This window comes from Streptomyces sp. NPDC052101, assembly GCF_040680235.1.
Classification (GTDB): domain Bacteria; phylum Actinomycetota; class Actinomycetes; order Streptomycetales; family Streptomycetaceae; genus Streptomyces.
The window spans coordinates 15,518-41,163 of record NZ_JBFAWH010000026.1; the positions used below are offsets into that span (position 1 = coordinate 15,518).

The 25,646-nt window shown below is 72.5% G+C and carries 23 protein-coding genes; 10 read left to right on the forward strand and 13 right to left on the reverse strand.

Going from position 1 to position 25,646, the window contains the following annotated elements; all coding sequences use genetic code 11:
* Positions 1-164: 164 nt before the first annotated feature.
* A complete protein-coding gene (locus AB0L75_RS33330; RefSeq protein WP_365188611.1) occupies positions 165-542 on the reverse strand; it encodes a toxin Doc in 378 nt (125 codons plus the stop codon).
* Between the two features lie 3 nt (positions 543-545).
* Positions 546-785 carry a hypothetical protein gene (locus AB0L75_RS33335; protein WP_365188613.1) on the reverse strand — a complete coding sequence of 80 codons (240 nt, stop codon included), beginning with the start codon at positions 783-785 and terminating at the stop codon, positions 546-548.
* Between the two features lie 176 nt (positions 786-961).
* Between AB0L75_RS33335 and AB0L75_RS33340 the strand changes: the two genes are divergently transcribed.
* Complete coding sequence (locus AB0L75_RS33340; protein WP_365188616.1) at positions 962-1,471, forward strand: methylated-DNA--[protein]-cysteine S-methyltransferase; 510 nt, start codon at positions 962-964, stop codon at positions 1,469-1,471.
* A 50-nt stretch (positions 1,472-1,521) separates the two neighbouring features.
* Here the strand turns inward: AB0L75_RS33340 and AB0L75_RS33345 are convergent, their stop codons facing one another.
* Positions 1,522-4,629, reverse strand: a complete 3,108-nt coding sequence (locus AB0L75_RS33345; protein WP_365188618.1) for a glycoside hydrolase family 2 TIM barrel-domain containing protein — start codon at positions 4,627-4,629, stop codon at positions 1,522-1,524.
* A 265-nt stretch (positions 4,630-4,894) separates the two neighbouring features.
* Here AB0L75_RS33345 and AB0L75_RS33350 point away from each other — a divergent pair, with 265 nt between their 5' ends.
* Positions 4,895-7,294 (forward strand): SpoIIE family protein phosphatase, encoded by a 2,400-nt coding sequence (locus AB0L75_RS33350; RefSeq protein WP_365188621.1) that lies wholly within the window; start codon positions 4,895-4,897, stop codon positions 7,292-7,294.
* Between the two features lie 3 nt (positions 7,295-7,297).
* On the opposite strand, the gene AB0L75_RS33355 is transcribed toward AB0L75_RS33350, so the two are convergent.
* Complete coding sequence (locus tag AB0L75_RS33355; RefSeq protein WP_365188623.1) at positions 7,298-7,846, reverse strand: RNA polymerase sigma factor; 549 nt, start codon at positions 7,844-7,846, stop codon at positions 7,298-7,300.
* Between the two features lie 48 nt (positions 7,847-7,894).
* On the opposite strand from AB0L75_RS33355, the gene AB0L75_RS33360 reads away from it, so the two are divergent.
* The 3 genes from AB0L75_RS33360 (at position 7,895) to AB0L75_RS33370 (ending at position 11,584) form a co-directional block, all read left to right on the forward strand.
* Positions 7,895-9,286 (forward strand): serine/threonine-protein kinase, encoded by a 1,392-nt coding sequence (locus tag AB0L75_RS33360; RefSeq protein ID WP_365188626.1) that lies wholly within the window; start codon positions 7,895-7,897, stop codon positions 9,284-9,286.
* Between the two features lie 151 nt (positions 9,287-9,437).
* Complete coding sequence (locus tag AB0L75_RS33365) at positions 9,438-10,133, forward strand: DUF4232 domain-containing protein (RefSeq protein WP_365188628.1); 696 nt, start codon at positions 9,438-9,440, stop codon at positions 10,131-10,133.
* A gap of 209 nt (positions 10,134-10,342) precedes the next feature.
* Positions 10,343-11,584 carry a hypothetical protein gene (locus AB0L75_RS33370; RefSeq protein WP_365188631.1) on the forward strand — a complete coding sequence of 414 codons (1,242 nt, stop codon included), beginning with the start codon at positions 10,343-10,345 and terminating at the stop codon, positions 11,582-11,584.
* 53 nt (positions 11,585-11,637) lie between these two features.
* Here the strand turns inward: AB0L75_RS33370 and AB0L75_RS33375 are convergent, their stop codons facing one another.
* The gene (locus tag AB0L75_RS33375) at positions 11,638-13,440 is read right to left on the reverse strand and encodes an RICIN domain-containing protein (protein ID WP_365188633.1); all 1,803 of its coding nucleotides are present in this window, start codon (positions 13,438-13,440) and stop codon (positions 11,638-11,640) included.
* A 282-nt stretch (positions 13,441-13,722) separates the two neighbouring features.
* Positions 13,723-14,646, reverse strand: coding sequence for a helix-turn-helix domain-containing protein (locus tag AB0L75_RS33380; protein ID WP_365188635.1), 924 nt, complete (start codon positions 14,644-14,646; stop codon positions 13,723-13,725).
* Positions 14,647-14,729: 83 nt separating this feature from the next.
* On the opposite strand from AB0L75_RS33380, the gene AB0L75_RS33385 reads away from it, so the two are divergent.
* Positions 14,730-15,539 carry a phytanoyl-CoA dioxygenase family protein gene (locus tag AB0L75_RS33385; protein ID WP_365188636.1) on the forward strand — a complete coding sequence of 270 codons (810 nt, stop codon included), beginning with the start codon at positions 14,730-14,732 and terminating at the stop codon, positions 15,537-15,539.
* An 11-nt stretch (positions 15,540-15,550) separates the two neighbouring features.
* On the opposite strand, the gene AB0L75_RS33390 is transcribed toward AB0L75_RS33385, so the two are convergent.
* Positions 15,551-16,519 carry an aldo/keto reductase gene (locus AB0L75_RS33390; protein ID WP_365188639.1) on the reverse strand — a complete coding sequence of 323 codons (969 nt, stop codon included), beginning with the start codon at positions 16,517-16,519 and terminating at the stop codon, positions 15,551-15,553.
* 137 nt (positions 16,520-16,656) lie between these two features.
* On the opposite strand from AB0L75_RS33390, the gene AB0L75_RS33395 reads away from it, so the two are divergent.
* Together AB0L75_RS33395 and AB0L75_RS33400 are read left to right on the forward strand one after the other, a co-directional pair.
* Entirely contained in the window at positions 16,657-17,538 is an 882-nt protein-coding gene (locus tag AB0L75_RS33395; RefSeq protein ID WP_365188641.1) for an endo alpha-1,4 polygalactosaminidase, read from the forward strand.
* Positions 17,539-17,701: 163 nt separating this feature from the next.
* A complete protein-coding gene (locus AB0L75_RS33400; RefSeq protein ID WP_365188644.1) occupies positions 17,702-18,553 on the forward strand; it encodes a hypothetical protein in 852 nt (283 codons plus the stop codon).
* On the opposite strand, the gene AB0L75_RS33405 is transcribed toward AB0L75_RS33400, so the two are convergent.
* From AB0L75_RS33405 to AB0L75_RS33415, 3 genes are all read right to left on the reverse strand, one after another.
* On the reverse strand, positions 18,550-19,074 hold the full coding sequence (locus AB0L75_RS33405) for a flavoprotein (RefSeq protein WP_365188646.1): 525 nt from the start codon (positions 19,072-19,074) through the stop codon (positions 18,550-18,552). The genes AB0L75_RS33400 and AB0L75_RS33405 overlap by 4 nt on opposite strands.
* Positions 19,075-19,335: 261 nt before the next feature.
* Complete coding sequence (locus tag AB0L75_RS33410; protein WP_365188648.1) at positions 19,336-19,536, reverse strand: ferredoxin; 201 nt, start codon at positions 19,534-19,536, stop codon at positions 19,336-19,338.
* A gap of 12 nt (positions 19,537-19,548) precedes the next feature.
* A complete protein-coding gene (locus AB0L75_RS33415; protein WP_365188651.1) occupies positions 19,549-20,778 on the reverse strand; it encodes a cytochrome P450 in 1,230 nt (409 codons plus the stop codon).
* Between the two features lie 276 nt (positions 20,779-21,054).
* On the opposite strand from AB0L75_RS33415, the gene AB0L75_RS33420 reads away from it, so the two are divergent.
* Entirely contained in the window at positions 21,055-21,504 is a 450-nt protein-coding gene (locus tag AB0L75_RS33420; protein WP_365188653.1) for a nitroreductase family deazaflavin-dependent oxidoreductase, read from the forward strand.
* Between the two features lie 79 nt (positions 21,505-21,583).
* Here AB0L75_RS33420 and AB0L75_RS33425 read toward each other — a convergent pair whose 3' ends face one another.
* The 3 genes from AB0L75_RS33425 to AB0L75_RS33435 form a co-directional block, all read right to left on the reverse strand.
* On the reverse strand, positions 21,584-22,585 hold the full coding sequence (locus AB0L75_RS33425; protein ID WP_365188656.1) for a cation diffusion facilitator family transporter: 1,002 nt from the start codon (positions 22,583-22,585) through the stop codon (positions 21,584-21,586).
* A gap of 203 nt (positions 22,586-22,788) precedes the next feature.
* Positions 22,789-23,253, reverse strand: a complete 465-nt coding sequence (locus tag AB0L75_RS33430) for a pyridoxamine 5'-phosphate oxidase family protein (RefSeq protein ID WP_365188659.1) — start codon at positions 23,251-23,253, stop codon at positions 22,789-22,791.
* A gap of 44 nt (positions 23,254-23,297) precedes the next feature.
* Positions 23,298-24,017, reverse strand: a complete 720-nt coding sequence (locus AB0L75_RS33435; RefSeq protein ID WP_365188661.1) for a helix-turn-helix domain-containing protein — start codon at positions 24,015-24,017, stop codon at positions 23,298-23,300.
* A 121-nt stretch (positions 24,018-24,138) separates the two neighbouring features.
* On the opposite strand from AB0L75_RS33435, the gene AB0L75_RS33440 reads away from it, so the two are divergent.
* A complete protein-coding gene (locus AB0L75_RS33440) occupies positions 24,139-25,641 on the forward strand; it encodes an APC family permease (protein ID WP_365188663.1) in 1,503 nt (500 codons plus the stop codon).
* Positions 25,642-25,646 lie beyond the last annotated feature (5 nt).

The following is a 25,646-nucleotide window of genomic DNA, read 5'->3' on the forward strand; positions in this document are numbered from 1 at the left end:
CGCACAACTTCCACACGAGCAACAGAGCACCCGCACAACATCGACGGTTTTGAAAGATAGTCAGAATGGTTCGACCGCCCTGCTCCCGTGCGATGCCTTTCGGAATTCCCTGCGCCCTGTGTGGAGCGTGCGCGCACACGCCCGCGGGTGCGCGCACGCTTGTGTCAGATCTGCCAGGAGCGCAGCCGGTCGGCCGCGCCGTACACATCGGTCTTGCCGGAGATCAGATCGCGAGCGAGGTCGACGAGGGCGCCGTAGGGCGGGTCGATGCCGACGCCGCTGACGAACATGTAGGACACGGCGGTGGCGCAGGCGAAACGGGCGTTGGCCGCGGGCAGCGGCTTGAGCACGGCGAGGGTGTGCAGCAGGGCGGCGGCCCGCCAGGCGGGGTCGGAGTCCACGCCGAGCCGGGGCGGATCCACGCGGTGCCGGGCGACGGCGGCGACCAGCGATGAGAAGTCGTCGACCGCGGGCTGGTCGGGCAGGACCTCCTCGTGGCGCTGGAGCAGCCAGGGGACGTCGATGTGGATGACGGAGGGCATGCGTCAGGCGGCCTCGTCCTTGGCGGCGGGTTCGTCGTCGGGGAAGGCCTCCGCGAACTCCTCGGCGTGCGCGGCGAAGAACTGCCGGAAGGCCTCGGCCCCTTCCTGCAGGGCCCGGTGTCGGGCTATGTCGGCGGCGGCGGCCTCGCGCACGAGGGCCTTCATCGACGTACCGCGCTCCTTGGCGATCTGCCGGAGGTCCTCGAGTTCCCGTTCGCTGAACTCCACATTGAGAGCTGGCATGCCCCTCACGGTACCGCGCGGGTACTTACGCGTAAATATCGGCAGGTCAAGTCCCCCTTTCACCGGTACCTGCGCGGCTCGAAGGCCATGTCCGATTCCCGCCGGTCACCGAGCGCCCGACGCAGCAGACTCGGCAGCACGGAAGGCGAGGACAGCGGGACACAAGGAGCACCCCGATGAGCACACGCACCGTCCACACCGTCCACCCGAGCCCGCTGGGCGACCTGCTGCTGACCGGGTCGGTCACACCGTCCGGGCTCACGCTCACCTCACTGAGCATGCCCGGCCGGCGCGGGGCGCCCGCCGTGCGCGCCGAGGACCGCGACGACGCACCGTTCGCCGAGGCGCACCGGCAGCTGGACGCCTACTTCGCCGGCCGCCTGACCCGGTTCGAGCTGCCGCCGGCTGTCACCGGCACCCCGTTCCAGCGGGCGGTCTGGCAGGCCCTGGAGGACATCCCCTACGGCACGACGACCACCTACGGCGAGCTGGCCGGCCGGCTGGGCGTGCCACGCGCCGACCTGCGTGCGGTCGGCCGGGCCCTCGGCGACAACCCCCTGCTGCTCGTGCGCCCCTGCCACCGGGTGATCGGCGCGGACGGCTCGATGCGCGGGTACGCGGGCGGAATCGAGCGCAAGCTGTGGCTGCTCACGCACGAGGGCGCGCTGCAGCCGTCGCTGGTGTGACGGACGCCGTCGCGACGACGCCAGGTGAGTGGTCACCGGGGTGGGCGGCGCTACGCCTCCAGCCGGCTGATCCGCACCGCCCCCTTCGCCTCGCCCGGGTAGGCGCTCGTGAGCGTCAGCCGCAGGCGGGAACCCCGTACCGCGTCGAAGGTGATCACCGTCGGGCTGCCGGACGCGGTGGCCCAGTCCACCTTGGCGCCGGTCACCGGCACATGGGTACGGCCGTCCCAGACCGCCACCTCGACCCGCGCGGGCAGCGCGTGGGCGCCGTCCACCGTGAAGGACGCCTCGACCCGGTCGAAGGTCCGGTCGCGCCCGAAGTCGACCGACACCCAGTCCTTCGCGCGCGCCCCGTCGAACGCGGGCAGCAGCGCGGTGGCCGACTTGGCGAAGGCGTTGGACCAGCCGGTGGACGGATCGCCGTCCAGCATCGCGGCGGGCGGGGTGTCCGGGCGTCCGGAGTAACTGGCGTCCGCGTGCGGGTAGTTGACCGGTTTCGGGTGGTCGGCCTTGAACTCGGCCGCCGGGGTGCGGGCGGCCTCGGGCGCCGGGGTGGTGAGCACGCCCACGGTTCCCGTGCGCAGGCCGTCCACGCGCGCGGTGACCTTCAGCGGGCCCGGCCGCGTACCGGACCGGACGACGGCGAGGGCCTTGCCGTGGAACGCGGTGCGGGTGGCGGCCTGGTAGCGCTCGGCGCTCTCCTCGCGGCCGTTGTCGACGCCGGCCAGGGAGCCGCCGGTGACGTCGAAGGTGATCAGGCGCTCGGCACCGGGCACCACCACGCCGTGGGCGTCGACGATCTCGGCGGTGACGAAGACCAGGGAACGGCCGTCGGCGGCGAGCGAGGTGCGGTCGGCGGTGAGGCGTACGGCGTGGGCGGCGCCGGCCGTGCGCAGCACATCGGTGGCGACCGTCTTCCCGTCCCGCCGGGCCACGGCCTTCAACTCGCCCGGCCGGAACGGCACTTTCCAGGTCAGGTGCAGCTTGCCCGCGCTGCCGTTGGGGCTCGTGTAACTGCCCGGGTAGGGGCCGTCGGTGAAGGTCTTGTCGTCGCCGGTGGCCTCGGTGGTCTCCAGGTAGGAGCGGCCGTCGGTGGTCCTCTTGACGTCGAACTCCCGTACGCCGAGGGACGTCCCGTTGAGGAACAGCTCGACCGTCGGCACGTTCGCGTACGCCCAGACCTCGACCGTTGCCCCCTCGTCGAGGTCGTCGTGGTTCCAGCTCATCGGCAGCAGATGGACCATCGGCTCGCTCGTCCACTGGCTCTTGAACAGGTGGTACATGTCCTTGGGGAAACCGGCCGTGTCGACCGCGCCGAAGAAGGACGCCTTGACCGGGAAGACGTCGTACGGGGTGGGCTCGCCGATGTAGTCGATGCCGGACCACAGGAACTGGCCCGCGAACCACTTCCGGTCCCGGTCCTTCTTGTGGCCGTACTCGCCGCTCATGGTCCAGGAGGCGAGGTTGTTGTCGTAGGAGGACACCTCCCGTCGGCCCGGGGTGTGGTTCTCGCCCGTGTTGAGGTGTTCCGGCTCCTGGTAGGCGCCACGGGTCGACGTCTCGGAGGAGGACTCGGACTCGAAGAGGAACAGGTGCGGGTAGGCGGCGTGCAGGGCGTCGACCGACCTGGCCGTGTTGTAGTTCAGGCCGAGGCCGTCGAGCTTGGCGAGCATGCGGTCGGCCGGGGAGCCGGCGTCGGGCACACCGTGGTACTTGTTCGAGCCGATGACCACCGGGCGGGTGGCGTCGGCGGCCTTGACGGCGCCGATGATCCGGTCGGCCATGGCGAGCCCGGCCGCGGAGGTGGAGTCGGGGATCTCGTTGCCGATGGACCACAGGACGACGGCCGGTGAGTTCCGGGCGGCCAGCACCATCTCGGTGGCGTCCTTCTCGCACCACTCGTCGAAGAACCGGCCGTAGTCGTACGTCGTCTTGCCGGTGCGCCAGCAGTCGAAGGCCTCGACCATCATCACGATGCCCAGTTCCTCGCAGACCTGGATCATCTGCGGCGAGGGCGGGTTGTGGGAGGTGCGCAGGGCGTTGACCCCCATCGACTTCATGATCCGCATCTGTCTGCGGACCGCGTCGATGCTGATCGCGGCGCCGAGCGCGCCCTGGTCGTGGTGCAGGTCGACGCCCTTGACCTTGGTGGGGGTGCCGTTGAGGGAGAAGCCCTCGTCGGGGTCGAAGCGGTAGGTGCGGATACCGAAGGGCGTGCGGGTGGTGTCGGTGGTACGGCCCGCGACGCGCAGTTCGGTGTGCAGGGTGTAGCGGTGCTCCGGGGTGGCGAAGTCCCACAACAGGGGCCTGCCGACGGTCAGTTCATGGATCTCGGTGGCCTGCTCGGAGACGGCGACGGCGGTGGCCGTACCGGCGACCGTGCGGCCGTCGGGACCGGTGATCCGGGACAGGATCCGTACGTCCGTGCCGGTGCCGGACTCGTTCAGCACCGTCGTCGCGACCCGGACCAGGGCACCGCCTGCGGAGACCTCGGGCGTGGTGACACAGGTGCCCCAGCGGGCCACGTGCACCGGTTCGGTGATCACCAGCCGGGCCTCGCGGTAGATGCCGCTGCCGGAGTACCAGCGGCTGCTCGGCAGTTGGTTCTGCACCCTGACCGCGAGGACGTTGGGGGTACTGCCGTCGGTGTGCACGAGAGTGGTGAGGTCGAGGGCGAAGCCGGTGTAGCCGTAGGGGTGGTGGCCTGCCTGCGTGCCGTTGCAGTACACGTACGAGTCCATGTAGACGCCGTCGAACTCGACCGAGATCCGCTTGCCGGCGCAGTCGGCCGGAAGGGTGAAGGCGAGCCGGTACCAGCCGAGGCCGCCGGGGAAGAAGCCGGTACCGCTGGTGGTGCCGTGGTCGGTGGTCGGGGTCTGCTCGATGCTCCAGTCGTGCGGGACGGCGACCTCACGCCAGGCCGAGTCGTCGTAGCCGGGATCGGCCGCCCGTGCGTAGGCGCCGGTGGGGTCGGTGATGCCGCCCGGGTCGGCCAGGGCGAAGCGCCAGCCGTCCCGCAGGGGTACGGTCCGGCGTCCGCCGCTGCCGGCGGGCGCCTCGGCGGCGTCGGCGGCCGGGGCCGCCGGGATGCTCAGCAGTGCTCCGGCCGCGGGTGTTGCGGTGGCGGCGACCAGAACCGATCGGCGAGTGACCGTCATGGCGGCTCTCCCTCATCAGGGCCCAGAAATACTCACAACTGATCGTGAACAAACAGATTCTGACGGCTTGCCACACACGATCGTCAAGGGTTCGGAACCGTCCGTCCGCCGTCGGTGGCGGATCGACCGGATTTTCCCCTTGACCCCGTTCGGCCGACCGGCCGGGTGGGCGAAGCTTGCCGTTCACGGGAGTCCCCGAAGCACTACGCTGGAACACGAGAGGTGCCACCTGTTCACTGTGAGTGTGCGCTGGGGAGCGGCGACGATGAGCCGGGTCTATCCGTTCGACGACGCGGCGACGGCCCGGGCTGTCATCGACGACGACGGAACGCTGGTCGAGTGGAACGAGGGAGCGCGCCGCCTGCTCGGCCACCCGGCCGAAACCGTCCTGGGCCGTCCCGCCGCCCGGCTGCTGGCCGGGGAGGACACCCCGGCCCCGCCCACCGGCAGCCGCTGGGAGGGAACGGTCGGTTTGCGTCACCGGGACGGCCGTACGGTCCCGGTCTGGCTGCTCGCCCACCGCCGGCCGCCGCACGACGGACACGGCGGGGACTGGCTCGTGGTCACCCCGCTCACCGGCGCCGCGCCGCCCGCCGAGGACGACCCGCTCGCCGCGGCGGGCCTGCTCCAGTCGCCGTGCGCGGTCGCCGTCTACGACGACGAGCTGCGGCTGCGCCGGATGAACGACGCGATGGCCGAGGTCATCGGACTGCCGGGGGAGCGCCTGCGCGGGCTGCGGCTCGCGGAGATCGGCGGCAGGTCGCAGAGCGAGGAGCTGGAGCAGGGCATGCTCCGGGTGCTGACCACGGGGCGGCCGCTGGACCTGCAGATGTACGTGCACACCGGCGGCGAGGCCGGCGCCCGCGCCTGGCTCGCCCGGATGGCCCCGGTCCGCGACGCCCGGAGCCGGGTGCGCGGCGTGTGCCTGGCCGCGCACGACATCACCGACAACCACCGGGCCCGGCAGCGGCTCCAGCTGGTGAACGAGGCGAGCGTGCGCGTCGGCAGCACCCTCGACGTCACCCGTACGGCCCAGGAGCTGGCGGACGTGTGCGTGCCCGCGCTCGCCGACTTCGTCACCATCGACCTGCTGGACCCGCAGGAGTACGGCGGCGAGCCCCCGGCCCGCCTCACCGCGCCCGTCACCCTGCGCCGGGCCGCCCACCGGTCGGTCCTCGACGAGGTGCCGGAGGCGGTGCTGCGGCCCGGGCAGACCGAGGAGTACCCGGCCGGCTCACCGCAGGCGGACTCGCTGACCGCCGGCCACACGATCACCGCCTCGGTGGCCGCGGGCGACATGGAGTCGTGGCTGACCTGGCACACCGAGCGGAGCGAGCGGGTGCGCAGATTCGGCATGCACTCCTCGATGGCGGTGCCCATCCGGGCCCGCGGGCTCACCCTCGGCGTCGCGGTCTTCACCCGCCACCGGCGTCCGGAGCTGTTCGCCGCGGACGACCGGCTGCTCGCCGAGGAGATCACCACCCGGGCCGCCGTCTGCATCGACAACGCCCGCCGCTACTCCCGCGAGCGGGAGACCGCGCTCGCCCTCCAGCGCAGTCTGCTGCCCCGCACCCTGCCGCACACGGCCGCCCTGGAGGCCTGCTCCCGCTATCTGCCGGCCGCGCGGGCCGGGGTGGGCGGCGACTGGTTCGATGTGATCCCGCTGTCCGGGATGCGGGTCGCGATGGTCGTCGGGGACGTCGTCGGGCACGGCGTGGAGGCCTCGGCCACCATGGGGCGGCTGCGTACCGCCGTACGCACCCTCGCCGACATCGACCTGGCCCCGGACGAGCTGCTCACCCACCTGGACGACCTGGTGGTCCGGCTGTCCGAGGAGTCCGGCGTCGTCACCAGCCCCGGTGAGGCGGGCAGCCCCGGCGAGGTCGGCGCGACCTGCATGTACGCCGTCTACGACCCGGTGCCGAGGCGCTGCACCGTGGCCCGCGCCGGGCATCCGCCGCCCGTGGTGCTGCGGCCGGGCGGGACGCCGCAGGCACTGGACGTGCCCGCCGGACCCCCGCTGGGCCTGGGCGGGCTGCCCTTCGAGTCCACCGAGGTGGAACTGCCCGAGGGGACCGTCCTCGCGCTGTACACGGACGGTCTGGTGTGGTCCCGGGAGCGGGACCCGGAGGCGAGCCGGGCGATGCTGTACGAGGCGCTCGGGGGGTACGCGGACTCCCTCGACGAGACCTGCGACGGCGTCCTGCACGCCCTGCTGCCGCCGGGCGGCGCCGCCGACGACGTGGCGCTGCTGCTGGCCCGCACCCGGGGCCTGCCCGCCGCCCAGGTGGCGACCTGGGACATCCCGTCCGACCCGGCGCTGGTCGCGCCGATCCGCAAGCAGGCCGTGGAGCAGCTGGACGCCTGGGAGCTGAGCGAGGCCGCGTTCACCACGGAGCTGGTGGTCAGCGAGCTGGTCACCAACGCCATCCGGTACGGCGCGCACCCCATCCGGCTGCGGTTGATCCATGACCCGACCACGCTGATCTGCGAGGTGTCCGACACCAGTCCCACCGCCCCGCACCTGCGCCGGGCCAAGACCTACGACGAGGGCGGCCGGGGCCTGCTGCTGGTCGCCCAGCTCACCCAGCGCTGGGGCAGCCGGCACACCCCGGAGGGAAAGACGATCTGGGCGGAACTGCCGCTGTACGAGGAGGACCGGTAGGGCTCAGGACCCCGCCAGCCAGGGCCGTACCTGTTTGCGGGCCTCGTGCAGCCGGGATTTGAGGGTGCCGAGCGGGATGCCGACGCGCTCGGCGACCTCGGCGTAGTCCAGCTGGCAGATGTCCCGGTAGACCAGCGGGGCGACCAGGTGCGGATGCGTCCGCTCCAGCCGGTCCAGCGCCTCCAGCAGATCCACCCGGGACCCGGCGATGACACTGGTGGTGCGCGGGTCGACGGCGTACGAGGGCTCGATGGCGGCCGGCTGCTCGGCGGCCCGCCGCTTCAGCTCGCGGTACTTCTGCCGGCAGCAGTTCGCCACCACCGTGTACAGCCAGGTACCGAAGCGGCTGCGGCCCTCGAAGCGGGAGACGTGCCGGGCCACCTGGAGCAGCACGTCCTGTGCCGCCTCCTCGGCGTCCTCCCGGCACGGCAGGAAGCGCCCGCAGCGGCGCACCACCTCCGGCCGGATCTCATGCAGCAGCCGGTCCAGAGCAGCGCTGTCGCCTGCGGCGGCCCGCCGGGCGAGGTCTTCCATCGGCGCCTGGTCCTGCACGGAACGGGTCCCCCTTCGAGTCGATCTCAGGCCAGGCATGATAGTCGTATGCACTCCCTGGAGCGGATCGGCCGCTACCGCCTCGAACGTCCGCTGGGCACCGGCGCCTTCGCCACGGTGTGGCTCGCCCACGACGACGAGCTGCAGGCACCGGTCGCGGTGAAGGTCCTCGCCGAGAACTGGGCGCACCGGCTCGACATCAGGGACCGCTTCCTGTCCGAGGCCCGGCTGCTGCGCCGGGCCGGCTCCAACCGGGTGGTGCAGGTCTACGACATCGGTGAACTGCCGGACGGCAGGCCGTACTTCGTGATGGAGTACGCCGACGGCGGCACCCTCGCCGATCTGCTGGCGGGCGGCCCGCTGCCGGTGGGCCACGCGCTGGCCCTGACCGCCGAGGCCGCCCGGGCCGCCGCCGCGCTGCACGAGGCGGGCATCGTGCACCGCGACATCAAGCCGACCAATGTGCTGCTGCACACCGCCCCGGACGGCACCCGGCGGGTGCTGCTGGCCGACCTGGGGCTCGCCAAGAGCCTCGCGCAGGCCTCGGTGCTCACGCTGGCCGCGGGCTCGGCGGGCTATCAGCCGCCGGAACAGGCCGAGCCCGGCGAGGGCATCGACGAGCGGGCCGACGTGTACAGCCTGGGCGCGGTCGGCTACGAGCTGGTCACCGGGCGCGTGCCGGGCCCGCCGGGCCGGGTGGTACCGCCCGGGCGGCTGCGGCCGGACCTCGACGAGGACGTGGAACGGGCGCTGCTGCGCGCGCTGGAGCCGGACCGGGCGCGGCGCTGGCCCGGCGCGCAGGCGTTCGCGAACGAGCTGGACCGGCTGACGGCGGGCTCGCTGGTGCTGCGGCCCGGACGGCGGCTGGACGGGGTGCGCGGCCGGCTGAACACGGTGACGCTGTCCCTGGCCGCGCTGCTCACCGCGGCGGCGGCCGCGGCCGGGATGACCGCGGTGCTGCACCGCGGCGGCTCCCCTGAGCACGTGCGGGTGACGGACGCGACCGGGCGGGTGGCCGTCGAGGTACCGGCGGCCTTCGGCCACGAGCTGCGCGACTCCGGCTGGGATCCGGGCGCGCTGGGGCTCACCAAGGGGCACGAACCGGGCCTGGTGGTCGCCGACGACCTGAGCCGGTGGCCAGATCTGGGCGCGGCGGTGGACGGCGTGTTCGTCGGTGTGAGCGAGCACGGCGATGTCACCGCGAGGGTCAAGGCCCTCGCCCACTCCGGCTGCCGCTTCTCCGGCAGCCGCAGTTTCACCGACGCAGACTGGCACGGTCTGGTGCGGGCCTGGAGCGGCTGTCCGGACGGCGGCTCGGTCACGGAGTCCGCGCTGGCCCCGGCGGGCGGCGCCGCGCGGCCGCAGGTGTACGTACAGGTGCGCGAGCGGGGCGACAAGGACGCGACCGAGGACATACTCCGTTCGCTGAGCGTGACCTGACGGGCGCCTGCCCGCCCTCACAGCGGGGAAGAAATCCCTGCGTGTGCCGAACTTTTCCGGGGCTGTGCGCATCGGAGTGTGATGACGGCGCACTCGGTGCCGTAGGCATGCGGGCCGCCGCGTGCCGTGACAACCAGGAGTGTTGAGCGACATGGTGTACACCCCCCGGTCCGCGCGGCACGGGGCCCTGCTCGTGGGCACGGCCGCCGTGCTGGGCCTCCTGACCGCGTGTGGCAACGGCCACGACGTCCACAGCAACCCGCCGATCACGGCCTCCGGTACGGCCGCGCCGGCGACCGGCGGCACGAAGAGCCCGGCGTCCGCCACCTCCGCCCCGGCCTCGGCTCCGGCCGGCGCTGCCTCCTCCCCCGCCGCCTCGAAGGCGGCCCCCTCCGCCGGGGGCGGCGCCACCGCCACGGCCCCGGCGAGCAGCCGCTGCCACACCTCCGAGCTGCGCGCCTCGGTGGGCCGCAACGACCCGGGGGCCGGCCAGGAGAACTTCCCGGTCGTCCTCACCAACGCGTCCGGCCGCACCTGCACCCTGCGCGGCTATCCGGGCGCCGCGTTCGTGACCGGCTCCGGCGCCCAGCTCGGCCCGGACCCTCAGCGCGAGTCGGGCTCCCTGACGACGATCACCCTTGGGCCGGGGCAGAGCGCCTGGGCCGGGCTGACCTTCTCCAACCCCGGTATCAGCGGCGCCAGGACGGCCACCCCGGCCGCGCTGCTGGTGACACCTCCGGACGAGCGGGACGCGCTGAAGGCCACGTGGTCAGGCGGCGCGGTACCCGTCTCCGGGAACTCCTCGTCCGTCTTCCTGTCGGTGCTTCGCCCCGGCACCGCTCCCTGACCTGGTCGCAAGACCCCCGAAACACCCCCGAGAACCCCGCTGTTCCGCTCCCCGGGCAGCGGGGTTCGTCATGGCCGCGCCACAACTGTCACAGGACGGCAACAGCCACACCCGGCCCCGATCTTTCCTTCGGCTCCCGCCATCGAACCCGTCGACCCACACCGGCGAGCAGGCTCCACCGGGGCCGTGACAAGGAAATCGGGGACAAGATGAGCGGGATCTCACGCAGGCAGGTGCTGACGGCGGGCGCGGCGGCGGGCGCCCTGGGCACGCTGGCCGCGTGCTCCTCCGGCACCGGTCTCTCGGTCGGCGGCCCGGACTCGGACGACAAGGGCACCGCCCAGGCCCGGCCGGCGAAGCCCATAGGCGACGGCTCCACGGCCGACACCGGCGCCCAGCCGCACCAGCCGAAGCCCGAGCGGCTGAAGCCGGGCCAGAAGCCCCCGCAGTTCGTGGTGTTCTCCTGGGACGGCGCGGGCGAGGTGAGCAACCAGCTGTTCTCCCGGTTCCGCAAGGTGGCCGCCGACCACGGCGCCAAGATGACCTTCTTCCTCAGCGGCATCTACGCGCTGCCCGAGTCCAAGAAGCACCTGTACCACCCGCCGCAGCACCCGGTCGGGGCCTCCGCCATCGGCTACCTCGCCGACCGGCACATCCACGCCACCCTGCAGCAGGTGCGGGCGGCCTGGCTGGAGGGCCACGAGATAGGCACCCACTTCAACGGGCACTTCTGCGGCGCGACCGGGGTGCGCAACTGGTCCCCGGCCGAGTGGCGCAGCGAGATCGACCAGGCCAAGAGCTTCGTGACGCAGTGGAAGACCAACACGGGCTTCACGGACCTGGAGCCGCTCCCCTTCGACTACGACAAGGAGCTGATCGGCGGCCGCACCCCGTGTCTGGAGGGCCAGTCCAACCTGCTGCCCACGGCGGCGGCCCTCGGCTGGAAGTACGACGCCAGCTCCCCCGGCGGACTGCAGATCTGGCCGGCCAAGGTGCAGGGCGGCAAGATCTGGGACTTCCCGCTGCAGTCCATACCGTTCCCCGGACACAAATTCCAGGTGCTGTCGATGGACTACAACATGATGTTCAACCAGTCCGGTGGCAATCCGAACGGCGACCGCACCCAGTACGACGCCTGGCGCACCCAGGCGCGCGACGCGTATGTCGCCGGCTTCCAGCGCGCCTACGACACCAACCGCGCGCCCTTCTTCATCGGCAACCACTTCGAGCGCTGGAACGGCGGCATCTACATGGACGCCGTCGAGGAGGCCATCGGGAAGATGGCCGCGCACGGCGACGACGTGCGCTTCGTGTCGTTCAAGCAGCTCGTGGCCTGGCTGGAGGCGCAGGACCCGGCGGTGCTGCGCAAGCTGCGCACCCTGGTGCCCGGCCAGGCCCCGGCGAGCGGCTGGGCGGAGTTCCTGGGCGCGGCCGGCAGCACGACGTCCTGAGCGGCGGCGGAGCGGCTCGGCAGGCGCTGTGCGCGCGAGGAGTGGTCCCTGAGTCAGCGGCGGTGGCGCCCGCCGTCTCCGTAACCCCCGCCGCCCCAGCCGCAGTAGTACGGGTACGCGGAGCAGGGATCGACCGTGGCGGACGGCGTGGGCGCCGGGGCCGGTGCGGTGTGCGTGGGGGTCGGGTCCGGGGTCTGCTCAGGGGTGGTCCTGGACGCCTTGGGGGTGGGCGTCGCCCCGGGTGGCGTCCGGTCGGGGCCGGCGTCCGGCGTCGGGGTGCTGTGGCTGTCCCAGTTGACGTTCTGCATCTGCAGGTCGGGTTTGGCGGTGTCCACGGTCCAGCGCTGGGCGGTGCCGGGGGCGCGGTTCTTGAGGACCAGGGCGCCGGAGCCGTCGGTGGCGGCCGGGGTGAGGGCCAGCTCCTGGTTCCAGCGGGGTATCAGGGTGCCCTGGAGGGTGAAGTCGTAGCGGATGTTCCGCGCGGCCCGGCCGGTGGCCGAGCAGGGGGCGAGGCGGACCGAGTAGCCGATGTGGGAGTCCAGGCACAGGCCGGGCGCGGCGGAGTTGCGCAGCAGTCCGTCGGTCTCGTACGTCCACTGCTGGCTCGGTGCCGCCGAGCAGGGGGCGAGTTCGGTCTCGGCGTCCTCGACGGCCTTCTCCCCGACGACGCCGATGCACAGTCCGGAGGCGAGATTGCGCAGCCGGCCGTGCACGGCACCCTGACCGGCCGCGTTCGCCCCGGCCCAGGACGCGCCGGGACTCGCGGTGCCCCTGCCCGGCGCCGGCGAGGACGCGCCGCCACCGGCCGGGGCCGTGCCGCCGCCGGAGCCGAGGAGCGACCACAGCGCCAGGGGTACGACGACCAGACCGCTCACGGTCACGACGGCGAGGGCGAGCTGGCGGCGCCGGATGCGGCGGGCGCGGGCGGCCCGCCGGGGCGAGCGGCCGCGCGGAGGCTGAGGGGCGTCACCGCCGCGCGGCGTCACCGCGGTCGGGAAGGCCTCGCCGGACGGGGGTGGTGCGACGGTCGTGGGGTGCGGAGCCGGCTCGGCCGGGTCCTCGCCGCGGCTTGCCCGGGACTCCAGGTAGGCGCGGGCGCCCCAGCCGAGGACCGCCTCGGCGAGGGCGAGCCCGAGTCCGGTGTTGAACGCGGCGAGCTGGTCCGCGGTGCGGCTGCAGTGTCCGCAACCGCTCAGATGGCCGCGTAGATCGGGGTCGATGTCGACGCCGCCGCGCCGGAACGTGACGTCGAGCATGCGCAGATAGCGCCGGCACTCGGCCTCCGGGGCGAGTTCGCGGTGCGCCTGGAGGCACTCCTCGCGCAGCCGTTCCCGGGCCCGGCGCAGTTCGACGCGCGCGTCCTCCTCGTCCAGGCCGAGCAGGGCCGCGGGTACGGCGAGCGGTTCGGCCTCGACCTCGGTGTGCCACAGCACGGCCCTGCTGGTCTGGGGTACCCGCTGGAACGCGCGGGAGAGCTGTCGCCTGCCGGGCGGCGGCAGCAGCCGGGCGGCGGCGCGCTCACCGGTGGCGCCGGAGCGCAGCTGCGGGTGGAGGAGTTCCCGGCGGCCGTCGGTGTCCCACTCGGCGGCGATGCGGCGGACGGCGACCAGCACCTGGGGCCGCCAGGCGGCGGTCGGGCCGGACTGCCGGAGCGATTCCCCGAAGAGCCGGGTGAAGGCGGCGGTGGTGAGCATGCCGGCGGCGCGTGTTCCGTCCGTGCACAACCGGGCGTAGGCGAAGGCCGCTTCCCAGTGCCGGTCGAGGAGTTCACCGACGGGATGGAGCGCCGGTGTCCCTCCCGTCCACTTCTTCAGTTCGGCACTCAGCTGCTCGTCCGAGGGGCCTGCCTCATTCACGACTGCATTCCTCCAGACGTGATAGCGGAATTAGTCCATACCAAGCAGTATGGGAGGGCGGTGGGGCTGCTCGAACGTCCACCTGAGGCGGCTCTTTTGAAGCGTGGGGGGTGTACGGGGAGCGGCCTGGCGCATACAGCGGAAAATGTGATGTGCCTGCGCGCCGACAGCGCACACTTTCGCACAGCCGCGCACGTACGAACAAGAGATCTCTCGATTATCGACAATCGCCTGCGGCCGGTTCCTCATTGACTCGGATTCAGCTGATTCCTTTTCTTCCCATTACCGCCGTTCTCCCGTCCGGTAGGCGCCGGGCGGCACGCCGTAGCGTTCCCGGAAGACCCGGCTGAAGTGGAAGGGGCTGGTGAATCCGGAGGCCCGGGCCACCCGCTCCACGGTCAGGTCGGTGGCCTCCAGCAGCCGGGCCGCGTGCCCCAGCCGGGCCTCGCGCAGGGCCCGCATCGGGGAACGGCCGGTGCGCAGGGTGAACAGATGGGCGAACCGGGACGGGGACAGCGCGACGCTCCCGGCGAGCGAGCGGACGGTGTGCGGGGCACCGGGGTCGGCGGCGATCAGCTCCTCGGCCCGGCGCACCCGGGCGTCGGCATCCGGCGCGGGCGCCTGGGTCCGGTCCGGCGCGGGCGGCTGTGCCCGGGGTCCGCCGGCGGCGAGGAGGACGATCTCCTCCAGGGCGCACAGGGCCAGTTCCCGCGCCAGGCTGCCGTGCGCCACGGCCACCGGGTCCGGCGCACACGGGGTGTCCTCGGCCGGTGCGCGGGCGTCGGCGAGCATCCGGCCGAACGCCGCGTCGATCCGGCCGTGCAGCGTGCCGGGCACGGACGTCACGGCGTACAGGCCGTCGGACACGGCGTACGGGGCGAGCCAGGGCGTCCAGGACGGGCGGGCCTGGCAGTGCGTCCACCAGAACCGCCAGCGCTCGGCGCCGGGCGCGACGGTGTAGCGGTGAGCGGTGCCGGGGGCGAGCACCACCAGGTCCCCGGCGCCGGCCCGGGCCCGCGCGGCACCCTGACGGAGCAGGCCGCACCCGCCCAGGGTGTAGGTGAACAGCCAACTGTCCGATCCCTGCGGCCGGTTAACGCCGTAGCCCGGCGGCTGGTCGTAGCGGCCGGTCACCACCACTCCGAGCGGTGGGGACGGGTCGGCGGCGGCAGCCGTCACGGGCAGGTCGTCAGCACGCACAGGCATCCTCCCGTCGGGCGCGTCGGCCTAGCGTGGCGGGTGATGGCGGGTGAGTGACCACCCGATCCGACAAGCGCAGGAGCGGACACATGACGGCCACGAACACCCGAGCCATCCTGCCCGAGGCACTCCGGCGGCGCTTCGAGGAGGACGGATTCACCGTCGTACGGGGGCTGTTCGAGCGGGCCGAGACCGAGCGGCTGTGCGCCGCGTTCGCCGCACTGCTCGCGGCCGGTCCGGTGCCCGGGCACTTCGAGCCCCGTCCGGCCGACCCCGACCCGCTGCGCCGGTATCCCCGGGTGATGCAACCGCACGAGATCAGCTCCGCCGCACGGCGGTTCCTGCTGGACGCCCGGCTGCGGGCGGTGCTGGAGGTGCTGTTCGGCGAGGAGGTGCTGGCCGCGCAGAGCATGTTCTACTTCAAGCCGCCGGGTGCGCGCGGGCAGGCCCTGCATCAGGACAACTTCTATCTGCGGGTCGAGCCGGGCACCTGTGTGGCGGCATGGCTGGCCTGCGAGCCGATCGACCGGGACAACGGCGGGCTGGAGGTCGTCCCGGGCACCCACCGGATGGACCTGTTCTGCCCCGAACTCGCGGACGAACGGCTGTCGTTCGCCCGCGAGTACGTCGCGCCGCCGCCCGGTCTGGTGCCGGTGCCGGTGGATCTGGCGCCGGGCGACGTGCTGTTCTTCAACGGCAGTCTGGTGCACGGCTCCGGCCCCAACCGCACCGCCGACCGCTTCCGGCGCTCGTTCATCGGGCACTATGTGGGCCGTTCTGCCGAGCGGATCGGGGGGTACTACCGGACGCTCACGATGTCCGGAGAGCGGGTGGCGCTGCCGGAGAGCGAGGGGGCGGGTCCGTGCGGCACCGAGTTCGTGCCGCACCGGCCTCATTGAGCCGCCGGGACTCAGTGGCCGCTGATCGCCCTTGGCGTGTAGGGCTGCTCCAGTTCCTCGATCTCCTTCTCCGTCAGCTCCAGCTCGACCGCGGCCGCCGCGTCGTCGATGTGGTGCGGCTTGGCGGCGCCGACGATCGGGGCCGCCACCGTGTCCTGGTGCAGCAGCCAGGCGAGGGCCACCTGGGCGCGGGGCACGCCCCGGTCGCCCGCGATGCGGGTGACGGCCTCGACGATCGAGCGGTCGCTCTCCAGGTACAGGCGGCTGCCGAAGTTGTCGTTGGCGCTCCGTTCGGTGACCGTGCCCCAGTCGCGGGTGAGCCGGCCCCGGGCGAGCGGGCTCCACGGCAGCACGCCGACGCCCTGGTCCGCGCAGAGCGGCAGCATCTCCCGCTCCTCCTCGCGGTAGAGCAGGTTGTAGTGGTTCTGCATGGACACGAACTTCGTCCAGCCGTGCCGCTCCGCCGTGTACTGCAGCTTGGAGAACTCCCACGCGTACATCGAACTCGCTCCGAGGTAGCGGACCTTGCCCGCCTTGACCAGGTCGTGCAGCGCCTCCATCGTCTCCTCGACGGGGGTCGCGTGGTCGTAGCGGTGGATCTGGTAGAGGTCGACGTAGTCGGTGCCGAGGCGGCGCAGGCTGTGGTCGATCTCGGTCATGAGGGCCTTGCGGGACAGCCCAGCCGCGTTGGGGCCCGGCCGCATCCGGCCGTTGACCTTGGTCGCCAGCACGATCTCGTCGCGGTCGGCGAAGTCGCGCAGGGCCTTGCCGACGATCTCCTCGCTGGTCCCGTCGGAGTAGATGTTGGCGGTGTCGAAGAAGTTGACGCCCGCCTCCAGCGCCTGCCGGATCAGCGGACGGGACTCCTGAGCGTCGAGGGTCCACTCGTGGACGCCGCGGTCCGGCAGCCCGTAGGTCATGCAGCCCAGACAGATCCGCGACACGTCCAGGCCCGTCGAACCGAGCTTCACGTACTGCATCGTTGCTGCTCCTGCCTTCGGGACGATGGTCACCAACGAGACTACGGCGTCGTCCCGCACCGGCTTGACGGCCGAAGCGCGCGGGCGATTTGATCCACACGTGCCGCGCCGCCCGGCGTGGGCAGGATGGAGCAGACTTGCCCCCCAAGGGTGTTCGACGCGCCGCGGGCCTCCGAAGGACCGCAGGCGCCCTGGCGGTGGCCCTGGTCGTCACCCTTCCGGGGCTGGCCGGCTGCGGTTCCGGCGGCGGTTCCGGCACCTCCGGCGATTCCGGCGGCAAGGGGAGTCGCGGCTCGCAGCCGCCCGCCGCGGTACGGCTGCCGCCGCGCGGCGCCGGGTTCGACTACCAGATCGGCGGCGCCTATCCCCCGCCGAAGGGCGTGCGGATCCTCAGCCGCGACCGCTCCGACTCCCCCGCGCCCGGCCTGTACAACATCTGCTACGTCAACGCCTTCCAGGCCCAGCCCGAGGAGCGCGCCTCCTGGCCGGCCGACCTGCTGCTGCGCGACGCGCACGGCAAGGTCGTCATCGACGAGGACTGGAACGAGCCGCTGCTCGACATCGGCACCCCGGCCAAGCGGGAGCGGGTGGCGCAGCGCGTGAACCAGTGGATCGACGGCTGCGCGAAGAAGGGCTTCGACGCCGTCGAGCCGGACAACTACGACAGCTATACCCGCTCCCACCACCTGCTCACCGCGGCCGACGCGACCTCGTTCATGACCCTGCTGTCCCGGCACGCGCACGCCCGGCACCTGGCCGTCGGGCAGAAGAACACCGCCGAACTGACCGGCGTGCGCGAGCGGGCCGGGCTGGACTTCGCGGTGGCGGAGGAGTGCGGGCAGTACGACGAGTGCGGGGTGTACGCGAAGGCGTTCGACGACCGGGTCGTGGACATCGAGTACACGGACGCCGGGCTGCGCTCGGCGCTCGCGCACTGGGGCGGCCGGCTGAGCATCGTCCGCCGGGACCGGGACGTGTCCACTCCGGGCAGCAAGGGGTATGTACGCGAAGTGCGGTGACGCTCCGCCAGGAGGGCTGATGCGGGGCACTTCCTTCGGGGCGTTGTGTTGCTGCCCTCAGGTGACCGTCCGGCGTGGGAGCCGACCGATCGTCATACTGTCTGCTCATCCTCGGCGGAGACGACCGGCATCCGGCCGGTCTCGGCCGCCCGGAGGAAACGCGGTGCCGACTCGTCCCACGACTCTGAGAATCCTGGCCGGAGCAGCGCTGCTGCCGCTGGCCCTCGTCACCCCCGCCTGGGGACACTCCGCCGCCGCACCGGCGCCGGAGACCCCGGCCACGCTGTGCGCGCTCGCCGGCACGCTGCACGGTGCGCACGGTGAGCGGGCCGATGTCAGCCTGTGCGCGGACACCGGCTCCCCCAGATTCAGCATCACGGCCCCGGCCACGTGCAAGATCGGCCGCACCCGGGTCCGCTACGCCTGTCGCACCGAGGGCACCTGGACGGCCAGCCGGTCGGGCAAGTCCCTGGGCACCGGAACGCTGCCCGGCTCCGGCCTGTACCCAGGTCCGGGCGCCTACGACCTGCACGCCACGGTTCGCGTGCGGTCGACGCCTGCGGGTGTCGACCTGAAGGGCACGGTGCAGGCCACCGTGTCGCTGACCGCGCCCAAGGCGAAGGTCACGCACGCCGTCACGGTCGACCGGACCGAGCTGCGCCGCAATGCCACGACCACCGTGACGTACACGATCCGCCGGGACAGCGACGAGGGCGACGGCGACGCCCGGCTGGGGATGATCGGCGAGGAGGGCAGCGGGCTGCGGATCAGCACGGCCGACAAGCGCTGCGTCAACCCGCTGGTGGGCCGGTACCCGGCGAAGACCCGGCTGGCGCACTCCATCGACTGCACGGTGACCGAGCTGCAGCCCGGCCACCCGGAGAAGCTCAAGATCCGCTACACCGTCGGGGACAAGTGCTCCACGGTGGTGTCCAAGCTCGGCTACTGGGTGCCGAAGGGCCAGGACATGTTCACCGGGAACATGCTGGCGGGGCCGACGCTGACCTGTCGCTAGAGCAGGTCGAGTGCCCGCTCCCAGGCGAAGTCCGGTCGGCCGCCGTCGGCTCGGACCTCGCCGGTGTACGGATCGCCGAAGCGCACGCCCATCCCGCGCAGCCGTTCCAGGCTGTCCCGGTAGGCGGGATGGGCGGCCAGCGCGTCGGCGACACAGGGCAGGACGGCGATCGGCACGCCGAGGCCCACGGCCTCGCACAGGGTGCCGAGCGCGAGGGTGTCGCAGATGCCGGCCGCCCACTTGTTGACGGTGTTGAAGGTGGCGGGCGCCACCACGACGGCGTCCGGTGGCGGGAAGGGGCGGGGATCGGCCGGCGTGCGCCAGGCCGACCGGACGGGACGGCCCGTCTGTGCCGCCACGGCCGCGGCGTCGAAGAAGCCGCCCATGGCGACCGGTGTGGCGATGACGCCGACCTGCCAGCCCCCTTCCCGGGCGGCGGTGATCAGCCTGCTGACGCCCGCCGCGATCCCGGCCGCGCACACGACGACGTAGAGGAAGGGCTGCTCGGCCTGTTCGGTCATCCGGGAACCCTACTGAAGCGGGAAGGACGCCCCTCGCTCGGCCTCGGGGCCTCCAGGGTTCGGACAGCACCGAAGAACGAGCGTCCTCCGAAGCCGGCTCCCGCGGCTGCGCCTGGATCCACGTCCATGGCGAGCTGGGTGCCACCGGGAGCGCCCGGCCGGAGCTAGGTGTGGTGTTCGGCGGGGCACACTCCCGTGGGGGACGTGTGCATCCGGGACGGGGGCCGGGGTCCGGCATGTCGTCCGGCCCGCCCCGCGCGCTCAGCCGGCCGGCTCCGACAGTGTGATCGCGCGCACCGGGCAGGCGCGGGCGGCCTCCCGGACCATCGGGTCGCCGCCGCCGTCCTCGCGTCCGGGCAGCAGGGTGCTGAAGCCGTCGTCGTCCTGGGTGAAGACGCCCGGCGCGGCCAGCGCGCACTGGCCCGCGCCGATACAGACGTCCTTGTCGATGTCGATGTGCATGAGCAGAGCCTCTTACCAGGTCACGGGGAGTTCCAGCATCCCCTGGATCGTGTCGCCGCGTTTGAAGCGGACTTCGTCGGCCGGCACGGCCAGCCGTAGCCCCGGCAGCCGGGCGAGCAGGGTGCCCAGGGCGATCTCCAGCTCGGCGCGGGCCAGGTTCTGCCCGAGACACTGGTGGATCCCGAAGCCGAACGCCACGTGGTGGCGGGCGGAGCGATGGAAGTCCAGGGTGTCGGGGTCCGCGTACTGGGCCGGATCGCGGTTGATCACCGAGGTCGAGAACAGCACGCCCTCGCCGGCCCGTATCGTGGTGCCGTCGATCTCGATGTCCTCCAGCGCCACCCGCTGCAGCCCCTCCGCGATGGACAGCATCCGCATCAACTCCTCGACGGCGGCGGGCAGCAGCGCCGGGTCGGCGCGCAGCTCGGCCAGCCGGCCGGGGTGCTGGAGCAGGGCGTAGGTGCCGAGGGAGATCATGTTGGCGGTCGTCTCATGGCCCGCGACCAGCAGGATGAGGGCCAGCGACACGAGTTCGGCGCGGTCCAGCACGCCGTCGCGCAGCTGGTGGTGGACGATCTCGTCGAGGATGCCGGCGCCCGGTTCGGCCTGCCTGGCCTTGTCGTCGATCAGCCCTCCGAGGTAGTCCTCCAGGCGGTCGCGGGCATCGCTGGTGTCGGCCGCCGTGGGGCCGCGCAGCAGCCGACGGGACTGTTCCTCGAAGAGTTCGTGGTCGGCGTACGGGATTCCGAGCAGGCGGCAGATCACCATCGACGGCACGGGCAGCGCGAAGGCGGAGACCAGCTCGGCGGGCGGCCCCTGGGCGATCATCACGTCCAGCAGCCCGTCCACGGTCTGCTGGATCCACGGCCGCAGCTCGGCCGCGCGCTTGACGGTGAACGACGGGATCATCAGCCGCCGCTGCCGGTTGTGTTCGGGATCGTCCACCGCGATCAGCGCCACCCGGCGGTCGCGGACGCCCGCGAAACGCTCCGAGGGCACGGGGAAGCCGGGGTGGCTGCGGTTGCTGGACAGACGGGGGTCGGCGAGCAGGGCGCGGGCGGTGGCGTGTGCGGTGACGGCCCAGGCCTCACGGCCGTCGAACAGGGTGACGCGGGACAGGGGGCGCCCGTCGCGCAACGGCTGGTATCCGGTGGGCGGGTGGTAGGGACAGGTGCGGTCCTGCGGGAAGGCGACGGGGTCGGCCTGGTCCGCCGGGCCGGGGATGTCCGTCAGTTCCGTCATGGGAAGACCTCGCAGACGAAGAGGTGCGTCATGCCGATCTTCATTTGATGCCTCAGGCATCTATAGGTCGACCCCAAGTTCGGCCACTTCGGCGATCGGGGTGATCTGGCCGAGGAAGCGGGGTCGGAGGGGCGGATTCCGGCCGGCGCACGGTGGACGTGCGGCGGCGTCGGCAGGATGGACAGCGGGCGATCCGCGGTACGGATGATCCGTGAGACCTCCGGTGTTGAATGCCGGTGACAGACAGCTGTTGGACCGACGAAGGGTACGGATCCCATGCCTCTTGAGGGTGAGTACGAGCCCAGCCCGACGCAGTGGGTGCGCGAGCAGGTCGAGCTGTACGAGAGTTCCGGCGGGACGAAGGGCACGACACTCCTGGACACCGGGCTGCCGGTGATCGTGCTGACCACGCGGGGCGCGAAGAGCGGAAAGATCCGCAAGACGCCGCTGATGCGGGTGGAGCACGACGGGACGTACGCGGTGGTCGCCTCGCAGGGCGGCGCGCCCAAGCACCCGGTGTGGTACTTCAACGTCACCTCCGATCCGCATGTCGAGCTGCAGGACGGGCCGGACAAGCGGGACATGAGGGCCCGTGAGGTCACCGGCGACGAGAAGGACCGGTGGTGGGAGCGGGCCGTCGCGGCGTACCCGCCGTATGCCGACTACCAGAAGAAGACCTCCCGGGAGATTCCCGTCTTCGTGCTGGAGCCCCTCGGCGAGAGCTGATTCGCGCCGGTATCCGGCCGGTTTCAGAAAAATCCGCGCCGGACAGGTGTGAACCCGCCCCGGGGCGGGCACTCGTGCGTCAGGCCCCGCCGCGTTCCCCCGTCGCGGCGGGGCTCTTCCGTGCCTCCCCCGCCGGCCGGTCGGTCACGTCCAGGAAGATCTGGTCGGCCTCGGGAAACGTGTCGGCAAGTGACCGCTTGATGCGTACGGCAGCCTTCTCCACGCGTTCGCTGTCCAGGCCGGGCACCAGGTCGATGCGAGCGGCCACCAGCGTGGAGTCGAGGCCCATGCGCATGGTGAACAGCGCCTCCACGCTGTCGATCTCCGGCTGCGTCTCGAGCAGCGAGCGGATCCTGCCGCTCAGCTCCGGGTCGGCGGCCTCGCCGATGAGCTGGTCACGGGCGTCACGGCCCAGCCGGTAGGCGACGTACACCAGCAGGACGCCGATGGCCAGTGAGGCGGACGCCTCCCATGCGACCTGCCCGGTCACCATGTGCAGGGCCATCCCGGCGAGGGCGAGCGTCACACCGAGCACCGCCGTGCCGTCCTCGGCGATCACCGTGCGCAGGGCCGGGTCACGCAGCCCCCCGAGGCCGCCGCCCTGCCGGCGCGCCTGGTGCAGCGCCCGCAGCAGCGAGCCGCCCTCGGCGACGAGGGCCACGCCGAGCACGATCAGACCCGCCACATAGCCGCCGAAGTTCTCCTCGGTGCCCTCGCGCAGCGCCTGGAAGCCCTGGAAGAAGGAGAAGCAGCCGCCCATGACGAAGATGCCGACGGCGGCCAGCAGGGACCAGAAGAAGCGTTCCTTGCCGTAGCCGAAGGGGTGCCGTCGGTCGGCGGGACGGCGGCTGCGGCGCAGCGCGGCCAGCAGGAACACCTCGTTGAGGCTGTCGGCGACGGAGTGCGCGGCCTCCGACAGCAGCGCGGGTGAGCCCGAGAGGACACCGCCGACGGCCTTGGCGACGGCGATCACCAGGTTGGCGGCGAGCGCCACGAGGACGGTCACCTTCGTGTGCCGGTCGGCCTCGGCGCCGGTGCCCGACGCGGCGCGGCTCTGGCGTTCCGGCGATGTTCCGCTCACCTTCGCCGACTGCCCCCGAGGGAGCGGATCACACCATGCGGGCGGCGGAGAACGGGGAACGCGTCGCCCGGCGGCCGGGACCCGGTGCTCGGCCTCCGGTCCTGGGCGAGGCCTACGACCGGGTGTCTTGGGGCGGCTGGAAATGCTCGCCGAACGGCCGGCCGGACGGCGATATCCGGTCGGCGACACCCTGCCGGAAGCGGTCAGCCGCCCAGGAGCCACTCCCCGTCGCGCATCAGCTCCCGGCCGCTCAGCTCGTTCTCCTCGCGCCAGGCCTGGACGCGTCGGGGGAGGATTTTGAAGTACAGGTAGCGGGTGGCGAGTTGGCGGGGGTCGAAGCCGGTCTTGCCGGCGAAGACCTCGGCGTCCTCCTCGGGGAGGTCCTCCGGGGTCACCACCTGGACGGTGCCCTCGATCAGGACGACGTCCCGCGTCGGGCCGAGGCCGAGGCGGGCCCGGCCCGTGGCCACGAGGTTGCGGCCGGTGGGGCTCTCGGCCGGCGTGGCGATCAGCAGGGTGGCGCCGTCCCACACGAAGGACAGCGGCACGAGATAGGGCGCCCCGCCGTCGGGGCCGGCGGTGGCGACCCAGACGTCGACGTCGTGCTCCAGCCGGTGCAGGGTGTCCTTCGTGCGCTCCGCGGTGGTGCGGGCGGGCGGTGGGGTCATGGTGTACGGCCTCCTCGCGGTACGGATCCCGTCCAGTGTGGCCGTCAGTCCACGCTCCCCGCACGAATGCGATCAAGGCGTGTCCGGGCGGCGGCCAGGAGCAGGTCGAGGGCGGCCGGGTAGGAACTGGAGCGCATGGTGGCGACGAGATGGGGTGCGGTGGCCGCGATGTGCGGGTGGGTGTCGGCGGGCAGCCGGCCGTAGGTGCTGCGCCACACCTGGGCCTCGGCCTCGCGCGCGGTCAGCGGCAGGGCGGTGCACGCGGAGTCCAGGGCGCCGAAGGCGAGGGCCTGGTCGACGAACGCGTGGTAGATCCGCACCGCCTCCGGGTCCGGGAACCCGGCCCGGCGGAGCACGCCGAGGATGCTCTCCACGGCCTGGATCTCATGGGCGCGCCCGGTGACGCGGTGGGCGCTGAGCATCGCCGCCCGAGGGTGCGCGAGGGCGCCGGTGTGCATGCGCAGCCCCAGTTCGCGCAGGTCGGCCACCCAGTCGCCGGTCAGCCGCCAGGTCTTGAGGGTACGGCCGATCAGCTCGTCGGCGATGGCCAGCATCAGGTCGTCGGTGTGCCGGAAGTACCGGTACAGGGAGCTGGGGTCGGCGCCGAGGGCCCGGCCGAGGCGGCGTACGGAGAGGGCGTCGGCGCCGTGCTCCTCGATCAGCCGGAGGGCGGTGGCGACGATCAGTTCCTCGGACAGTACGACGCCCTGTCTGGTGGGGCGGCGGCGCTGCCGGGCGGCGGGCGGGACGACACGGTCGGTCATGGGGCCTCCCTGGCTCGTGCCGGGCACCTTATGACAACACCGTTGACCTGTTAAGTGTCCCGGCAGTTTCATGTCCCGTCACCGGGGCCGTCCGGGCCCCCGCGGTGAGCGGAGAGCCGGCATGAGCGACAGACCCTTCGGAGTGGATCCCCCCGCGCGGCCCGAGCTGCGCAAGTCCCTCAGCGTGGTGGACGGCGTCGCCGTCGCCGCCTCCAGCACGGCCGCCACGACCAGCATCGGCATCGGACTCGGGGTGACCGCGGGGGTGGTCGGCCCGCATCTGCCGGCCATCATGCTGCTGGCGTTCCTGCCCGTCCTCGGTATCGCCGGGGCCTACTCGCGGCTGAACCGGGTGGAGCCGAACGCCGGCAACGGCTATGTGTGGGTGGGCCGTTCGCTCAGCCCCTGGCTCGGTTTCATGGTCGGCTGGGTGAACTTCGTGGCGAGCGTGGCCTTCCTCGCCTACACGACGGCCGTCACCGGGTCGGCGCTGCTGCAGCTGGCCGGGGAGGCGGGCCTGCACCGGATCGGCTCGCTCGGGCTCGATCCGGACTCGACCGCGCAGACGACGGCGGTGGGGATCGTCGTCCTGGTCGCCGTCACGCTGACCGCCGTGACCGGGGTCCGCACGGCGGCCCGGCTGCAGAGCGGGCTGCTGGTCTTCGAGTACCTCGTCCTGCTCGGGTTCTGCGGCTACGGCATCGTCACCGGACCGCACTCCTTCAGCCTGTCCTGGTTCGACCCGTTCGCGATCCCGTCGGCGACCGCGCTGGCGCAGGGCATGCTGCTGTCGGTGTTCTGCTACTGGGGTTTCGAGGCGGCGTTCACCGTCAACGAGGAGGTGAAGGACCCGCGGGACGCCTCCCGGGCCGGAACCATCACCCTGGTGACGATGCTCGGGCTGTTCCTGCTCGGCTCGCTCGCCTTCCAACGGGTGCTGTCCCAGCGGGAGTTGGCCGGTCACGGGGCGCAGGGGCTCGCGTACTACGGGGACCGGCTGGCCGACCAGCCGCTGGCCGCGCTGCCGCTGGTCGCCCTGATGTTCTCGGCGGTGGCCTCACTGCAGGCCGGGGTCATCCCGACGGCCCGCGGGATGTTCGCGATGAGCCGGGACCGTACCCTCGGACCGGTGTGGTCCAAGGTCAGCGCCCGGTACGGGACTCCGGCGGCCGGGACGCTGCTGATCGGGGCGCTGGCCATCGCGGTGGCGGCGGGTGCGCTGGTGATCCCGCGGCTCGCCGACATGATCGACGCGATCGTGAACGCGGTCGGTGTCGTCGTCGCGCTGTCCTACGCGCTCACCGCGCTGGCGGCCGCCGTACGCTTCCGGTCCCTGCTGCGCGAGGACTGGGGGCAGGCCGTGCGTGCGGTGGTGCTGCCGACGCTCAGCGCACTGGCCCTGCTGGGCCTCGGCGGCTACCTCTGCTGGTCGTTCTACGACTCCGCCGACCATCTGGAACTGAGCGCGGACAACGGCTGGTTCCTGCTGCTCATGCCGGTCGCGATGATCGCGTCCGGGTTCGCGGTCGCCGCCTGGGCCAAGTGGGTGCGCAGATCGCCGTACTTCCGCACCGGAGCGGGCACCGACGCCGACGCGCCCGAGCTGCTCGCCACCTCCAACTGACCTAC